Genomic DNA, 12639 nt, shown 5'->3' with positions numbered 1-12639 from the left:
CGAGCAGGCCGGGCGGCGGCTCCCGGCGCTAGAGTGTGTCCAGCGATCGGAGGACTGTGTGGGCGGGAACATCGAAGCCGTGCGCCGCGACGCCACGACGGAGGCGGGCGACGACGATCCGATGATCGAGGTCCGCGATCTGCGCAAACAGTACGGTCGACGTGGTCCGGTCGCGCTCAAGGGCATCGACTTCACGGTCGGTCGAGGCGAACTGTTCGGACTGCTCGGGCCCAACGGCGCCGGTAAGACGACGACGCTAGGCATTCTGACCACGCGCGTGAGACCGACCTCCGGCACTGCGCGGATCGACGGTATCGACGTGGTGGCCGGGCCCCAGGCGGTCAAGCGGCGGATCGCGGTGATGCCGCAGCAGAGCAATCTGGACCGATCGTTGACGGCCCTGGAGAACCTGACGTTCCACGGCGCCTACTACGGCATGCGATTGAAGGACAGACGACGGCGCTCCCGCGAGCTGCTGGACCAGTTCGGGTTGGCCGACCGCGCCGATGAACAGGTGGAGAACTTCTCCGGCGGTATGGCGCAGCGCCTGCTCATCGCGCGGGCACTCATGCACCGTCCGCCGCTACTCTTCCTCGACGAACCGACCACGGGGCTGGATCCGCAGTCACGGTTGTTCCTCTGGGACAGGGTGACCGAACTCCACCGCTCCGGCACCACGATCATGCTGACCACGCACGACATGGCGGAGGCGGATCGCCTGTGTGAGCGGATCGCGATCGTCGACCACGGTGAGCGCATCGCGTTGGACACGCCGGCAGGTCTGCGGGATCTGTTGCCGGGCGGTCGCGGCATCGAGCTCGTGGTGGACTCCCCGGACGATCCCGCTCCGCTGCTGGGAGAACTCGGGGAGACGGAGTCCGCCGAGATCGACAGGGGGCAGTGGCGTGTGCGGTGTTATGGCGACAGTGGCCTGGGTCAGGCGATCGCGGTCGCCGAACAACGAGGAGCGGTGGTCCGGGATGTGCACCGGCTCGAGGGCAGCCTGGAAGACGTGTTCGTGCACCTGACCGGACGGGAGCTGCGATGAGTAGTGGCGTGACGAGGGGCCCGAGCCGGACGACGCTGGACCCGACTCTGGCGCGCGCGACCGGTTTCCGCGCATTCCTGGGCCTGCTGCAGCGTGATGTCTGGAACACCCTCCGTCACGAACTCGGGGGCTTCCTCGCGCAGTCGCTCATGCAACCGTTGGCGTTTCTCTTCGTCTTTGGCCTCGTCCTGCCGGAGATCGGCGCGGTGGACGAGGGTTACGCGACGCAGCTGTTGCCGGGAATCATCGCGCTGACACTCGTGCTGACGGCGCTGCAGAACGTGGCGCTGCCGTTGGTGATCGAGTTCTCCTATACCAAGGAGATCGAGGATCGCCTGTTGGCGCCGATCTCACCGTTGATGGTGGGAGTGGAGAAGTTGGTGTTCGCGACAGGGCGGTCCCTGATCGCGGCGCTGCTCATCCTGCCGCTCGGAGCACTGATCCTGCCGGACGGACTGCAGACCGGCGGGGCGAACTGGGGGATGTTCGTCGTACTCCTGATCGTCGGCGGTTTCGCCGGGGCCTCCATCGGCCTGGTGCTGGGCACGTCGGTGCCGGCGAAACGCATCAACATGGTCTTCGCGTTGGCCCTGACGCCGCTGATCTTCACCGGTGCGACGTTCTACCCGTGGCAGCTGCTCGAGTCGCTCCGGTGGTTCCAGGTGCTGACGCTGTTCAACCCGCTCACCTACGTTTCCGAGGGCATGCGCGGCGCCCTCACCTCGTCGCCTCATCTGGGGGCGGAGTGGATCGCGCTCGGGCTCGCGGTCTCGACGCTGGCCTTCGCGATCTTCGGTCTGCGCGGGTTCATCCGCCGCGCCGTGGATTGACGACTCCTGCGTGGTTCGACCGTGAGCGTCAGTAGCCGCGGCCGTACTCGACCACGGACAGAAGGTCTTCACCCGCGGCGAACCTGCGGAGGTTCTCCGCGAGCGGCCCCGCCATCTCCTCGGTGAGCCGTCCCGAAGGGTTGGCGACATGCGGGGTGATCACTACGTTGTCCAGGCCGAACAGCGGGTCGTCCGGGGCGGGCGGCTCCGGATCCGTCACGTCGAGTGCGGCTCCTCCGATCAGTCCCGCGGTGAGTGCGCGGTACAGGGCCGCCTGGTCGATCAGGGGCCCGCGGGCGACGTTGACGATCCAGGAGTGGGGGCGGAGCAGGGCCAGGGTGCGGTCGTTGATCAGGTGCCGGGTCTCCGGGGTGTCGGGCGCGGCGAGCACCACGTGGTCGGTCTGCGCGAGCACCTCGTCGGTCCGCTCGGCGGGAGCGGTGAGTTCGGCCCCCTCGACGGGGCGGCCTGACCTGGTGACGGCGAGCGTTCGCGCGCCGCATGCGGTCAGCAGGGGAAGGAGCTCCCGTCCGATGCCGCCTGCGCCGATGATCGCGACCGATGCGCCCCGGAGGGTTCTGACGGCCGGATCGACGGAGTCCTTGGCCCAGCGCGTGTGAGCCGACCGGACCACCTGCCGGGTGCCCGCGAGCAGCAGGGCGAGCGCATGCTCTGCGACCCCTCGGGCGTAGAAGCCGGAGGCGTTGGTCCAGGTCCGGCGGTCGTCGAGTACGCCCGCGGCGACGAAGTGCTCGATCCCCGCCGTGCTCAACGCCACCCACTCGACGTGGTCCGGCAGGGCCGGGAAACCGTCCGGGCCCCCGATCCACACCAGGACCCGGGCCTCGTCGAGCGACACCACCGAACCGCCCGCGCCCTCCACCGCGGCCACGAGGTGAGGGTCGCGGGTCGGCTCGACGGCCACGCGGAGCGCCGCGGCGTCACCCGGAATGGGGATCATGTCGGCAGGGCCTTCTTTCCAGTCTCGGCGATGAACAGCGCGAATGCCGGCACCGCGCCACCCCGTTCAGCACCATGTGGACGAGGTGCACCAATCCCACCACCGGCACCGCGATCAGGATATAGGTGAGATATCCGGTGATCAGGACGGGCTTGCGGCCGACGCGCTGCAGGCCGCGCGAGGCTGACCGTCCACGCTGTGTCCCCGGCACAACAGCCGGCGCATTCATTGGCGTCCGGGGCCGTTCTCACACACTGGGCAACTCCATAGTGTTGCGGATCACACCGATCCCCATCACTACGAAGGTTGCCGGATACCAATGCGCACTGACCTGCTCGGATACTCTGTCTGGAATCGCACCGAGGGCCTCGACGCCCCCTTCGCGCAGGACGAGAGCACTGCGCTGACCTACCGCGAGTTCTCGCAGCTCGTGGCCGCCTACGCCCGGATCCTCGCGGGCCACGGTGTCGGCGAGCGAGACGTCGTGGCGGTGCACCTGTCCAACCGGGTCGAGTTCCTCGTCGCCGTGATGGCGGCCTGGAGCCTGCGGGCCGTCGCGACGCCGGTCAACCCGGTCCTGGCGCCGGCGGAGCTCGAGCACCAGCTCGGGGACTCCAACACCCTCGTTGTGGTGACCGAGTCGCCGGACGCCATCCGCGCGCTCACCGTCTCGCCGACAGTGCTCGATGTCGCGGAGTGCCCCACCACCGGCGATACGCTGCCCACCTCCACGTTCACGCCGGAGGACACGGCGCTGCTGGTCTACACCTCCGGGTCCACGGGACGCCCCAAGGGTGTCGAGCTGACCCACGCGAATCTGGAGCACATGACCCGCGCGCTGGCCGAGCATGTCGACGCCCGTCCGGACGAGCACTGCCTGCTGGTCCTGCCGCTGTTCCACGTCAACGCCATCTGCGTGAGCTTTCTCCTGCCCGCCTCGGTGGGAGGTCGCCTGACCCTCCTCCGGCGCTTCAGGCCGGAGACCTTCCTCGACGCGATCGAGGAGCACCGGCCGACCTACTTCTCCGCTGTCCCGGCCATCTTCGCGACCCTGGCCGACACACCGGGCGCCGAGAACCGGGATTTCACCTGCCTGCGGCGCGCGATCTGCGGTGCGGCTCCGGTCTCCAGGGAGCTCCTCGACCGGGTGACGGGCGTCCTGGGCATCCCGGTGGTCGAGGGGTACGGCCTCACCGAGGGGACCTGCGCCTCCACGTGCAACCCGCCGGGAGGCCCGATCAAGGCCGGCACCGTCGGGATCGCCCTGCCGGGGATCAGCGTCAAGGTCGTTGATCAGGACGGCGGTGAGCTGCCCGTCGGCCACGCCGGAGAGGTGATGATCTCGGGCCCCACGGTGATGAAGGGCTACCTGGGGATGCCGGAGGCCACCGCCGACACCATCGACGACGGATGGTTGCACACCGGTGACGTCGGGAAGTTCGACGCCGACGGCTACCTCACGCTGGTCGACCGCATCAAGGACATGATCATCCGGGGCGGGGAGAACCTGTACCCCAAGGAGATCGAGAACGCCCTGGCCACGCATCCCGCGGTGCTCGAGTGCGCGGTCGTCGGAGCACCACACCAGACCTACGGGGAGATCCCCGTCGCCTACGTCGTGACCTACGCGAACACCGAGGTCACCGAGGACGAACTCCTCGAGGCCGCCCGCGAACGCATCACCAAGATCAAGCTGCCCGCGGCGATCCACTTCGTCGACGAACTGCCCCGCAACCCGGTCGGCAAGATCGACAAACCCTCACTGCGTCGCGTCGCCGCGCTCACATAGCGCCGCGTCGCCCGCCCCCACCACAGCCGAGATCAAAGGAGCACATCATGGGATTCACGCAGGGCGTTCCGCCCGACATCGAGCCGGCGAAGTTCAACGGGCTCCCGCTCATGGAGCGGGTGCGGATCGCGCACACGCACTGGGCGGACCACGGGTTCGGGACCCCCAAGATGATCAACGTCATCTATCTGTTCAAGGTGTTGATCCTGCATATCGGTATCGGGATCACGCTGGCCACTCTGACCTCCGGTTTCAACCCGCTGGATGTGGGCAGCTGGTGGAACGAGCTGATCGTCTACCAGAAGGCCGTCCTGTGGACCATGCTGCTGGAGATCATGGGCCTGGGCGGCACCTGGGGTCCACTGTGCGGCCGCTTCAAGCCCATGACCGGCGGCGTCCTCTACTGGACCAGGGTGGGCGGGATCCGGCTCCCACCCTGGCCGGACAAGGTGCCGGGCACCCGAGGGGACACTCGCTCGCGGTTCGACGTCCTGCTCTACTGCGTGATCCTGGCCAACCTCCTGCTCGCGGTGGTCCTGCCCGGGGTCGCCGCGCGGGGGATGGCGGACCAGTCGGTGGTCAACCCCGTCGTGGTGATGCCGCTGGTCGTGCTGATGGTGGTCATGGGGCTGCGGGACAAGGTCATCTTTATCGCCTCCCGCGGTGAGCAGTACTACCCCGCGATCGTGTTCTTCTCGTTCCTGCCGTTCGTGGACATCGTGGTGGCACTCAAGCTGCTCATCGTGACGGTGTGGATCGGTGCGGGCATCTCCAAGCTGGGCAAGCACTTCTCACATGTGATCCCGCCGATGATCAGCAACACCCCGTGGATCGTCTTCAAGTCGGTCAAGCGGGCGCACTACCGCAAGTACCCGGAGGACCTGCGCCCGTCCAGGATGGCTTCGGGCATCGCGCACGTGCTGGGCACGCTGGTGGAGGTGGTGGCGCCCCTGGTGCTGCTGTTCTCGACCAACATCTACGTCTCGATCGGCGCCGCCGTCCTCATGGTGTGCTTCCACCTGTTCATCTTCTCCACGTTCCCGCTGGCGGTGCCGCTGGAGTGGAACATCCTGTTCGCCTTCGCCGCGATCGTGCTGTTCCTCGGATTCCCCAACCAGGACGGCTTCGGCGTCACGGACTTCTCCAACCCGTTCCTGCTGGCCCTCATCGTGGCCGGCCTGGTGTTCTTCCCGATCCTGGGCAACCTGCGGCCCGACCTGGTGTCGTTCCTGCCGTCCATGCGCCAGTACGCGGGCAACTGGGCCACCGCACTGTGGGCGTTCGCGCCGGGCGCCGAGGCCAAGCTGGACGAGTTCATCGACCGCCCGGCCAAGACGACGCCCGTCCAGCTCGAGTCGATGTACGAGCCCGACGTGGCGCGGATGACCCTCGACCTGACCCTGGGGTGGCGGTCGCTGCACAGCAACGGGCGCGGCCTGTTCTCCCTGCTCATGCACCATCTGGGGGAGGACCTGGAGAAGTACGACGTCCGTGAGGCCGAGTTCGCCTCCAACACGATCATCGGGTTCAACTTCGGCGACGGCCATCTGCACGACCACCGTCTGATAGCGGCCATCCAGAAGCGGGTCGGGTATGCCCCCGGTGAGTTCGTGGTGGTGTGGATGGAGTCGCAGCCCATCCACAAGAGCACTCAGAAATACAAGATCATCGACGCCGCACTCGGGATCATCGAGGAGGGGTACGTCGAGGTGGCCGACGAGGTCGAGGCGCTCCCGCACCTGCCCAACGGACCCATCCCGCGCTACACCACGTGGCGGGCCGAGACGGGTGGGCAGCCCACGGCAAGCCCGCGCACGGCCGACGAGGCGGTCAGCTCATGAGGTAGTCGCGCGGCGACCACCGAGGGGAGCCGGAGTGCTCTCCACCCACCATCACGCCGGAGGAGAACAATGAGTACCGCCACCATCGTGGGCAGTGGCCCCAACGGGCTGGCCGCCGCAGTCCACCTCGCACGCCAGGGGGTCGACGTGACGGTCCTGGAGGCTGCGGACACGATCGGTGGCGGTACCCGTTCCGGCGAGCTGACCGTCCCGGGACTGATCCACGACCACTGCTCGGCCATCCATCCGATGGGGGCGGCGTCCCCCTTTCTGCAGACTCTCGGCCTGGAGCGTCACGGTCTGCGGTGGCTCCATCCCGAGATCGACTGCGCCCACCCGCTCGACGACGGCGACGCCGGGCTCCTCCACACCTCGGTCGCCCGGACGGTCGAGGGGTTGGGGGAGGACGGCCGGGTCTGGCATGGGCTGTTCAACGATCTGGCCCGGGACTTCGACATCCTGGCCGGCGAGCTGATGGGCCCGTTCCTCCATGTGCCCAGGCGGCCCGACAAGCTGGCGCTCTTCGGCCCCCGCGCCCTAGCACCCGCGACGGTCCTGGCCAGGCTGTTCCGCACCGAGCGGGGGCGGGCCCTGTTCGGCGGGCTCGCCGCCCACGTGTACTCCCGTCTCGACCGGCCCGCGAGTTCGGCGGTCGGATTGATGATCGGGGCGTCGGGGCACAAGTACGGGTGGGTGGTCGCCGAAGGCGGTTCGCAGGCGATCGCCGACTCGCTGGCTGCCGTCCTCGCCGAGCACGGCGGGCGCATCCACACGGGAGTGCGCGTCTCGTCGTCGTCGGATATTCCCCCGTCGGACCTGGTCCTCCTCGACACCTCCCCGGACACCGCACTGCGGGTCTTCGGCTCGCGCCTCCCCAACCGCATCGCGTCGTCGTTCCGACGCTTCTCCGCCGGCCCGGCCGCCTACAAGGTGGACTACGCCGTCACCGGCGGGGTTCCGTGGCTCAATGCCGACTGCGGGAAGGCGGGGACCGTGCACCTCGGCGGGGGCTTCGACGAGATCCACGAGGCGGAGAAGGTGTGTGCGCTGGGCCGGATGCCGGAGCGGCCGTTCGTGCTGGTGGGCCAGCAATACGTGGCCGACCCCGGTCGGGCCGCCGGGGACACCGTCCCGCTGTACGCCTACGCGCACGTGCCCGCCGACTACCCGGGCCGCGCGGAGGAGGCGATCACCGCACAGATCGAGCGATTCGCTCCGGGGTTCCGTGACCGCGTCGTCGCGACTCACGTGACGCCTCCGTGGCGGCTGGAGGCGCAGAACGAGAACCAGCGGGGCGGCGACATCGTCGGTGGATCCAACGCCGGACTGCAGGTGGTCTTCCGCCCCAGGATCTCCGCCGACCCCTATAGCCTCGGGATTCCGGGCGTCTACCTGTGCTCGGCCTCGACGCCGCCGGGCGCCGGAGCGCACGGGATGCCCGGGTACAACGCCGCGCAGGCGGCGCTGAAGTACCTCAGGAAGTAGACGGGAGCATCGAGCGTGATGAGTGCCGAGCGTGATGAGAACCGAGCGTGATGAGAACCGAGCGCGATGAGTGACGCCCCCCGGGTCGAGACCTCCGACGACAACGACGACGACGAGGGGGTGGCCTCGCTCGTGTTGGCCGAACTCGCGCGTGAGCTCTCGGAGGACATCGACGCGGTGGTCGCGACGGTGACCAAGTACATCGCGGACACCATCGACGACCTGTCCGCCGAGACCGGTCTGATGGATCTGCTCACCGCGAGCGTGCACGGAAACGTGAGCACGATCCTGCACGTCATGGGCAACAAGATCCCGCTCGACCATCTGCAGCCAACCACCGCTGCGGTCGAGTACGCCTACCGCCTGGCCCAGCGGAACGTCTCCGCCAACGCCCTGGTCCGCGCCTACCACCTGGGGGCCCACGAGATGCAGCGCGTGGTCCTGCAGCAGATGGAGACCAAAGATCTCGCGCCGCAGCGCACCATCGACGTGATCTCCGAGTTCGCCACGATGGAACACCAGTACATCGACTGGATCATCCGCTACGTTCTCAACGCGTACGAGTCAGAGCGGCAGCGCTGGAGCGACATGCCGGGCAGCGTGCTGGTCTCGGCGATCGAGGACCTCATGAACGATCCGGGAAGCGGTGCGACGCGGTTCGAGACCAAGACCGGATACGCGCTCAAGCGGACGCACCTGGCCGTGATCGCGTGGGATCCCGATCCGGAGAGTTCTGCTCGCCGGTTGCACAGCAGGATCCTCGCCGCGGCCGGGGTGATCGACACACCCGCGCCCCCGCTGCAGGTCACGATCGACGAGACCACCGTGTGGAACTGGATCCCGGTCGACGCCGCCGCGGTGCGGACCCTCGACCTGACCAGGCTGCGGGAGTCCATGGGCGGCGCTCACCTGGCGATGGGTGAGCCGTTGTGGGGGCCGGAGGGGTTCAAACGCAGCCACGAGCAGGCCCGCATCGCGTTCGGCTGCGCCACCGCCCCGGGAGGCCGGTCGCGGCCCGTGGCCAGCTACGCCGAACCGGGTCTGGCCGCGACGTCACTGATCGCCAAGGACACCCCGGAGGCGCGGATCTGGGTCCGGGAGACGCTGGGCCCGCTGGCCGCGGACACCACGCAGGCGGCGGAGTCCCGGGAGACCCTGGCCACCTATCTGGCCGAGAACCGCAGCCTGATCCGCACGGCGGAGTTGCTCCACGTGCACAAGAACACCGTGCGCTACCGCATCTCCAGGATCTTCGCCGACCTCGACGCGGAGCGACGGGTGGGGGACACCCTCGACCTCGCCCTGGCGTTGCGGGTTCACGAGCATCTCGGCCACGGGCCCTGATCGCCGGTCTGGCGACCGGTCGTGCCGCGTGTCGATCCGGTGGCATAGTGGGAACGGCAAGCCCCATCGTGTCCGGGCCAGTCCGGGTACGTGGCGACACCGCACGAATCCGTGCAGGTCAACGCCTGCACCGACGAGAGGATCGCACATGGCTATCAGTGACGACGACATGACGACCACCGGTAACTCAGGCGAGGGAGTCGCCGACGGCGGCTCGAACCCGGAGGGCCACGACGGCGGGGCCGACGGTTCGGCCCACCACATGAAGGGCGAGGGCGAAGGCCTCGCTGACGGCGGCTCGAACCCGGACGGTCACGACGGTGGCGCTGATGGATCCGCCGACTCCGGCGAGGGGCTGGCCGACGGCGGTTCGAACCCGGACGGTGCCGACGGCGGCGCTGACGGCACCCAGTAGTTGCGGGCGCTTCATCGGTGCGTCGCCTGCGGGCGGGATGAGTTCGCGGCGGGGGTGTGGGGGCAGCGGCCCCTGCTGACCCCTGCCGCAGAACTGCCGCGCGACTTCTCCGATCTGCTGACGCCGGAGATGGTTGACGAGATCATCGCCGAACGAGGGGTACGCACACCCTTCGTCCGGATGGCGCGGGACGGCACGCTGATCGACCGGGCGTGCTTCACCGGTGCTGCCGGCTTCGGGGCGCAGGTCCCCGATCAGCTCGACCCCGACGGCGTGCTGACCCAGTACGCCGCCGGGGCGACGATCGTCCTGCAGGGACTGCACCGGTTCTGGCCGCCGATCATCGACTTTGTCCGGGGAATGACTTCGGATGTCGGCCACCCGGTGCAGACCAACGCGTACATCACCCCGCCCGCGAACCGCGGGTTCGATCCGCACTACGACGTCCACGACGTCTTTGTGCTCCAGGTGTCCGGCTCCAAGCGGTGGCGGGTTCACGAGCCCGTCCACCACCATCCGCTGCCCGATCAGCCGTGGACCGATCACCGCAAGGCAATCGCCGAGCGAGCGAAGGACGAGCCGGTGATCGATGCTGTGCTCGAGCCGGGGGACTGCCTCTACCTGCCGCGCGGCTGGATCCACTCCGCCGAGGCGCAGGGCGACACCTCCATCCACCTCACTGTGGGCGTCGCTCCGTTCACCGGCCACGATGTCGCCACGGCGATGATCGAGGCGCTGGCCTCGGAGGAAGAGCTGCGCGCGTCGTTGCCGCTCGGGCTCGCCCCGGTCGACGCCGCTTCTACCGCGGAACACACCCGCGAGGTCCTGGACGTGCTGGCCCGCCTGATCGCCGAGAAGCAGGATCAGCTCAGCGATCTCGCCGGTGATGCGCTGGCCAACAAGTACCTCGACCTCACCCGACCCGCCGCCATCCGCCCGCTGGCCACGCTCGACGCCGTGGCGGCCCTCGACCCCGAGACCCGGGTGCAGTTGCGCGACGGGCTCCATGGGCGGGTGGATGACAACGGCTCCGACGACGGTAACCCCGACACTGTGGTCCTGAGGTTGCCCACCAAGTCGATCTCGTTCCCGGCCGAGTGTGCTCCCGCCCTGAACGCTGCCCTCGAGGGCACTCCCGTGACCGCGGGCTCGCTCCCCGGTCTCGATGCCGCTGATGGCCTGGTCGTGGTCCGTCGGCTGCTTCGAGAGGCCGTGTTGGTGGCACTGTGACCGGGCCCGCGGGGTGGGAGCCGTGCAGCGTGTCCTCGCTCCGGCGCGGCGATTCCCTCGAGGGTTCGGGTTCCCGTGGGATGCGGTGGCTCATGCTCGAGCTCGCCGGCCCGTGGGGGCATTCGGCGTTGCTCGACTCGCCCTCCCTCCTCTCGACCGAGCTGGGCCGCGAGATCGCCCAGCGCGCCCAGGCTGCTGACATTCGTGTCGCGGCGATCCGGCGGCCTGGTAAGCGCCTTGAGCAGCCCCGATGGCGGTGGGCCCTGGCCGACGCCCGCCCCGGTCAGGAGTCGCTGCGGTGGGGAGAGGTCGACGGCCCCGACGGCTACGCCGAAATCCCCCTAAACGGCTCCGCCGGCACGCTGAGCGATGAGCCTCTGGTGGCGATCTGCGCGCACGGCAAGCACGACCAATGCTGCGCAGTTCGGGGACGCAAGGCCACCACTCTTATCGCCGAGCGGTACCCGGAGGCGACGTGGGAGTGCTCGCACCTGGGCGGTGATCGCTTTGCCGCGACGATGATCGTCCTGCCGCACGGGCTGTTTTACGGTCGCGTCGACCTGGCCGAAGACCCGGCCGGCATCATCACCCGCTACACCGAGGGCCGGGTTGAACCGCGCCACCTCCGCGGCCGCAGCAGCTACCCGGCAGAGGTGCAGGTCGCGCAGCACCATGCCCGCGCGACGCTCGGCGACGACCGCATCGACGCCTTCGCGCCGCTGGACGTTGTCGAAGCAGATGGGCTCGTCGAGGTGACTCTCGAAGGCCCGCGCGAGCCGATCCGCGTGTTGTTGCGCGAGAGCTACTCCGAGCCGATCTTCACGATGTGTCAGGCTCGTACCCCTGGCCCGGTTAAGCAGTGGGAGCTGGTGGAGTTCTCCGGGGGCGGGTAGCGGGCGAGTGTGGTTATCCATGAGTCAAAAGGCCGCCTGTGAAGTTCTCGATTCTCGAATCACGACGAGCACAATGCATCGCCGGGACCGACCCGTCTAAAGTGCGATGGATCGTCATTGTCCAACGTGTGAAGGGCGTAACTCGCCTCGACCGCCTGCTTCTTCAACCGCCGATGTTGCGGACTGAAGAGCCCGCCTGAAGCGCAGACTTTGCAGAATCACGTTAATCGGCGCTGCTGGATCCGAAGGGAATAATCGGAAGCAACGACTCCCCTTCGAGCCGCAGCCGCAAACGTAACTTGCCCCAGTGTCAGCTAGTCGGGCCCCGCCTCCTCCGGGAGGAGGCGCTAGAACTCTCGTCCGAGAAGGCCTCCAGTCTCTGTATCCAAAACAGTGCGAACACGCCGGCTCTGAACCACTCCTGGTCAAGAACTTCGTCGGGCACATCGTTGCTGTTGATGGTGCAGATGTACTGCCCGCCTGTGGACTCGACCATTGATTGCGCGAACTGCAATGCACCGGCCCGTTGACGAGGATCGACGCCGTCGAAGACGGAGGAGTCATGCACGAGGAAGTCGGGGTGGTGCGCGGTCGTGATGCCTTCCTCGAGCATCGTGAGGTCGAAGCAAAACAGCGTCATTCTGTCGACGCCACTGCTACCTGAACCGGACGCGCGAATCGCGAACTTGTAGCGAGAGTCATCGACGGAAACAGTGAGGGCTGCGTCCTTGCCGTAAAGTTGGCGCATTTTCTGGCTGAAACGGTCGCTGATCCGGTCCAATTTCCCTCGCGAGGCCGCCAGG

The 12639-nt window shown here is 68.1% G+C and carries 11 protein-coding genes; 9 read left to right on the top strand and 2 right to left on the bottom strand.

Translation table 11 applies throughout. From position 1 onward, the window contains the following. Positions 1–58 precede the first annotated feature (58 nt). Positions 59–1048 (top strand): ABC transporter ATP-binding protein, encoded by a 990-nt coding sequence (locus tag NJE57_RS09785; protein ID WP_319028203.1) that lies wholly within the window; start codon positions 59–61, stop codon positions 1046–1048. An 8-nt stretch (positions 1049–1056) separates the two neighbouring features. Next, positions 1057–1878 carry an ABC transporter permease gene (locus NJE57_RS09780; RefSeq protein ID WP_319028202.1) on the top strand — a complete coding sequence of 274 codons (822 nt, stop codon included), beginning with the start codon at positions 1057–1059 and terminating at the stop codon, positions 1876–1878. A gap of 28 nt (positions 1879–1906) precedes the next feature. On the opposite strand, the gene NJE57_RS09775 is transcribed toward NJE57_RS09780, so the two are convergent. Continuing rightward, a complete protein-coding gene (locus tag NJE57_RS09775; RefSeq protein WP_319028201.1) occupies positions 1907–2839 on the bottom strand; it encodes a D-isomer specific 2-hydroxyacid dehydrogenase family protein in 933 nt (310 codons plus the stop codon). A gap of 319 nt (positions 2840–3158) precedes the next feature. On the opposite strand from NJE57_RS09775, the gene NJE57_RS09770 reads away from it, so the two are divergent. The 7 genes from NJE57_RS09770 (at position 3159) to NJE57_RS09740 (ending at position 11836) form a co-directional block, all read left to right on the top strand. Then, complete coding sequence (locus tag NJE57_RS09770) at positions 3159–4628, top strand: class I adenylate-forming enzyme family protein (protein WP_319028200.1); 1470 nt, start codon at positions 3159–3161, stop codon at positions 4626–4628. Positions 4629–4675: 47 nt separating this feature from the next. Further along, positions 4676–6469, top strand: coding sequence for a DUF3556 domain-containing protein (locus NJE57_RS09765; protein ID WP_319028199.1), 1794 nt, complete (start codon positions 4676–4678; stop codon positions 6467–6469). 69 nt (positions 6470–6538) lie between these two features. Continuing rightward, on the top strand, positions 6539–7954 hold the full coding sequence (locus NJE57_RS09760) for an NAD(P)/FAD-dependent oxidoreductase (protein ID WP_319028198.1): 1416 nt from the start codon (positions 6539–6541) through the stop codon (positions 7952–7954). Positions 7955–8020: 66 nt separating this feature from the next. Continuing rightward, positions 8021–9298: a PucR family transcriptional regulator gene (locus tag NJE57_RS09755; protein WP_319028197.1), complete on the top strand. Its 1278-nt coding sequence runs from the start codon at positions 8021–8023 to the stop codon at positions 9296–9298. A 148-nt stretch (positions 9299–9446) separates the two neighbouring features. Beyond that, positions 9447–9713 carry a BatC protein gene (locus NJE57_RS09750; RefSeq protein ID WP_319028196.1) on the top strand — a complete coding sequence of 89 codons (267 nt, stop codon included), beginning with the start codon at positions 9447–9449 and terminating at the stop codon, positions 9711–9713. Next, positions 9714–10943, top strand: coding sequence for a cupin domain-containing protein (locus NJE57_RS09745; protein ID WP_319028195.1), 1230 nt, complete (start codon positions 9714–9716; stop codon positions 10941–10943). 80 nt (positions 10944–11023) lie between these two features. Further along, positions 11024–11836: a sucrase ferredoxin gene (locus NJE57_RS09740; RefSeq protein WP_319028194.1), complete on the top strand. Its 813-nt coding sequence runs from the start codon at positions 11024–11026 to the stop codon at positions 11834–11836. A gap of 310 nt (positions 11837–12146) precedes the next feature. Here the strand turns inward: NJE57_RS09740 and NJE57_RS09735 are convergent, their stop codons facing one another. Then, a complete protein-coding gene (locus NJE57_RS09735) occupies positions 12147–12617 on the bottom strand; it encodes a DUF2326 domain-containing protein (protein WP_319028193.1) in 471 nt (156 codons plus the stop codon). Positions 12618–12639: the final 22 nt, after the last annotated feature.

It is taken from the genome of Dietzia sp. PP-33 (assembly GCF_033790845.1).
Classification (GTDB): domain Bacteria; phylum Actinomycetota; class Actinomycetes; order Mycobacteriales; family Mycobacteriaceae; genus Dietzia.
This window is presented reverse-complemented; position numbering and strand designations above follow the sequence as displayed.

Coding starts and splice junctions, on each gene's coding strand:
- NJE57_RS09765 (WP_319028199.1), top strand. CDS start 4,676: ATGGGATTCACGCAGGGCGTTCCGCCCGACATCGAGCCGGCGAAGTTC.
- NJE57_RS09750 (WP_319028196.1), top strand. CDS start 9,447: ATGGCTATCAGTGACGACGACATGACGACCACCGGTAACTCAGGCGAG.
- NJE57_RS09775 (WP_319028201.1), bottom strand. CDS start 2,839: ATGATCCCCATTCCGGGTGACGCCGCGGCGCTCCGCGTGGCCGTCGAG.
- NJE57_RS09770 (WP_319028200.1), top strand. CDS start 3,159: ATGCGCACTGACCTGCTCGGATACTCTGTCTGGAATCGCACCGAGGGC.
- NJE57_RS09755 (WP_319028197.1), top strand. CDS start 8,021: ATGAGTGACGCCCCCCGGGTCGAGACCTCCGACGACAACGACGACGAC.
- NJE57_RS09740 (WP_319028194.1), top strand. CDS start 11,024: ATGCGGTGGCTCATGCTCGAGCTCGCCGGCCCGTGGGGGCATTCGGCG.
- NJE57_RS09760 (WP_319028198.1), top strand. CDS start 6,539: ATGAGTACCGCCACCATCGTGGGCAGTGGCCCCAACGGGCTGGCCGCC.